This window comes from Nocardia sp. CC201C (assembly GCF_030010695.1).
Classification (GTDB): domain Bacteria; phylum Actinomycetota; class Actinomycetes; order Mycobacteriales; family Mycobacteriaceae; genus Nocardia; species Nocardia otitidiscaviarum.
The window spans coordinates 1-2,971 of the sequence record NZ_JASCXP010000613.1 but is presented as its reverse complement, the minus strand read 5'-3'; the positions used below and the strand labels follow the sequence as shown (position 1 = coordinate 2,971).

The following is a 2,971-nucleotide window of genomic DNA, read 5'->3' as shown; positions in this document are numbered from 1 at the left end:
ATATTGCGCGCCGAGGGATTTCGGCCCCGCGCTGTGGCCGGGCACAGCCTCGGTGAGTTCACCGCGCTGGTGGCGGCCGGGGTGCTCAGCATGGATTCGGCGTTCGCCCTGGTGCGTCGGCGCGGTGAACTGATGGCCCGGGTGGCCGAGCGCACCGAGGGCGGCATGCTGGCCGTGATCGGGCTGCCCGCCGCGGCGGTGGAACGCGCCTGCGCCGAGCACACGGGCACGGGGGTCGCCGAGGTGGCCAACTACAACGACGCCGACCAGACCGTGGTGTCGGGGCACCGCGCCGCGCTCGCCGAGGTGGCGGGGGCGGTGCGCGCGGCCGGTGCGCAGAAGGTCGTGCTGCTGGAAGTCGGCGCGCCCTTCCACTGTTCGCTGATGTCGGCGGCCGAGGCGGAGTTCGCCGACGAGCTGGCCCGGCACAACTTCGGACCCGCCCGGCTGCCGGTGATCAGCTCGGTCACCGGCGCGGTGCTGGCCTCCGGCGCCGATGCCCGCGGGTTGCTGCGCCGGCAGCTGGCCTGCCCGGTGCGCTGGACCGAGGTACTCGCCGCCGCCGAACGGCACGGCGCCACCGCCTATCTGGAGGTGGGTCCCGGCCGGGTGCTCACCGGCTTCGCCAAGCACACAGTCGACAACCGCACGGTGCTCAGCACCGGCGACGCGCGCCGCATCGACGCGGCGATCCGTGAGATTCGCGATCAGGAAGGAACCCTGTCATGACCACCGAGACCTCCGCGCAGACCCTCGCGGCCGTCCAGCAGTCCGTCGCCGAGGCGGTCGGCCTCGACATCGACGAGGTGGAGCCCGATGCCACCGTGCTGGGCGAGCTGGGGGCCGAATCCATCGACCTGCTGGACATCCTGTTCCGGATCGAGCGCAAGGTCGGGGTGAAGATCCAGGCCGCCGAGATCGCCGAGCTGCTGCAGGGCGATCTGACCGACGAGGAGTGGGAGGACGCCGATGGCGTGCTCACCGCCGCGGGACTGGCGCAGCTGGCCACCGTCCTACCACAGATCGACCAGGCGGAGCTGGCGGGCAAGATCACCGCTGACCAGGTGATGACCCTGTTCACCGTGCGTAACCTGGCCGAGATGACGTCCGCGCGCGCGGCGCTCGCGGCGGACGTGAGCTGAGATGACCGCCGGGCGGGTGGAGACGGCCCCGGGAGCTCGCTCCCGGGTCGGTATCGGGGTGGATATCGCCGCGGTGGAACAGGTACGGACGCTGCTGTCCGACCAGCCCGCGCTGGCGGCGGAGATCTTCACCGACCGCGAACTCGCCTACGCGCACGGGCGTCGCCGCCGCGCGGAACACCTGGCCGCGCGGTTCGCCGCCAAGGAGGCGGTAGTCAAGGCGTTCGGAGCCGGAATGCCTTGGCGCGATATCGAAGTCGTCAACTCCACCAGTGGCCGGCCGCGCCTGCGGCTGTCGGGGGTGGCGGCGACGGCGGCCGCGGCGCGCGGGGTGGAGGCCATGGACGTCTCGCTGTCCCACAGTGGTGGCTTCGCCATCGCGGTGGTCGTGTTCACCTTTTCCGAGGAGGAGTCGATATGACGCTGTCCGACCGAGTCGCCCTGGTCACGGGTGGTTCGCGGGGTATCGGGCGGGCCACCGCCCGGCTGCTCGCCCGGCGGGGCGCCGCGGTGGCGGTGAACTACCGCAGCGCCGACGACGCGGCGAAGGAGGTGGTCGAGGAGATCACGGCGGCGGGCGGCCGAGCCGTCGCGCTGGCCGCGGACGTCTCCGACCCGGAGCAGGCGCAGGAGCTGGTAACACGCTGCGTCGAGAGCCTCGGCGGTCTGCACATCCTGGTCAACAATGCCGGAATCGCCAGGGACGGGCTGATATTCGATATGGACCCGGACGCGTGGCTGGATGTGATGCGGGTCAACTTCGGTGGGGTCTTCAACTGCACCCGGGCCGCCATGGCGCACCTCATGGGCCAGCGTGACGGTGTGATCGTCAATGTCTCCTCGGTCATGGGCGATCGGGGCTGGATCGGCCAGTCCAACTACTCCGCGTCCAAAGGTGCCATCAACTCCTTCACCTATTGCAGTGCCGTGGAACTCGCGCGCTTCGGGGTCCGGGTCAATGCCGTATTGCCGGGCTTCTCGCCGACCGAGCTGATCGGCGATCTGGTCGAGGGCGGCGGGGTCAAGAAGCTGGAACGCCAGATTCCGATGCGTTCGCTGGCCGAGATCGAGCAGATCGCGGAGGTGATCGCCTTCCTGGCCGGGCCGGGGGCGAGCTACATGACCGGCGCGCTGGTGCGCGCCGATGGCGGATTCGGTGCACAACTCGGCCTCGGGCGAATGGCCTGAGCGCGCGAAAGGCAAGGCAGAACAATGCGATTCCATCTGATCGACCGGATCGACGACTGGGTCGGCGACACCGGCGCCCGCGCCCGGAAACTCACCTCGGTCACCGAGGACTACTGGCTGCGTGACGATTCCGGACGCCTGACGATGCCATCCACCCTGGTGTTGGAGGCGGTGTGCCAGACCGCCAGCTGGCTGGTGCTGCTCAGCAGCGGATTACACCGCCGTGCCACCCTGCTCGGCATGGACGAGGTGGTCTGCCACGGCGACGTGGTGCCCGGTGACGTGCTGCACCTCGAGGTGAGTGTTCGGTCCGCCGCCGACACCGCCGCCGTGATCGACGGCGCCGCCCGGGTGGACCGGCGGCCGGTGCTCACCGCTTCCGGAATTCTGTGCGGCATATCCGACGCCGATGCCCTGGAACACGCGGAGGCCATCGAACGCATGGCCCGGCTGTTGCGCGGACGGGAGCTGGTGGCATGAGGCGGGTCGTGATCACCGGCATCGGGGCGGTGACGCCGCTCGGCCTCGACGCCGCCACCACCTGGCGCAACCTGGTCGCAGGAAATAGCGGCGTCGGTCCGCTGACCGTCTTCGACAGCACCGGGTTCCCGGTCCGCATCGCCGGGCAGGTCCGCGACTTC

Annotated in this window: 6 protein-coding genes; all 6 read left to right on the top strand. The window is 70.3% G+C overall.

Annotated elements, in window-relative coordinates; genetic code table 11:
• On the top strand, window positions 1-729 hold a 729-nt coding region (locus QK444_RS34905), incomplete at its 5' end, for an ACP S-malonyltransferase (protein ID WP_282786263.1).
• Window positions 726-1,142: a phosphopantetheine-binding protein gene (locus QK444_RS34900; protein WP_282786262.1), complete on the top strand. Its 417-nt coding sequence runs from the start codon at window positions 726-728 to the stop codon at window positions 1,140-1,142. The genes QK444_RS34905 and QK444_RS34900, both read left to right, overlap by 4 nt.
• Window position 1,143: 1 nt before the next feature.
• Entirely contained in the window at window positions 1,144-1,563 is a 420-nt protein-coding gene (locus QK444_RS34895) for a holo-ACP synthase (protein WP_282786261.1), read from the top strand.
• Window positions 1,560-2,330 (top strand): 3-oxoacyl-ACP reductase family protein, encoded by a 771-nt coding sequence (locus QK444_RS34890; protein ID WP_282786260.1) that lies wholly within the window; start codon window positions 1,560-1,562, stop codon window positions 2,328-2,330. Before QK444_RS34895 ends, QK444_RS34890 begins: the two co-directional genes overlap by 4 nt.
• 24 nt (window positions 2,331-2,354) lie before the next feature.
• On the top strand, window positions 2,355-2,810 hold the full coding sequence (locus QK444_RS34885; protein WP_282786259.1) for a hypothetical protein: 456 nt from the start codon (window positions 2,355-2,357) through the stop codon (window positions 2,808-2,810).
• On the top strand, window positions 2,807-2,971 hold a 165-nt coding region (locus QK444_RS34880), incomplete at its 3' end, for a beta-ketoacyl synthase N-terminal-like domain-containing protein (protein WP_282786264.1). The genes QK444_RS34885 and QK444_RS34880, both read left to right, overlap by 4 nt.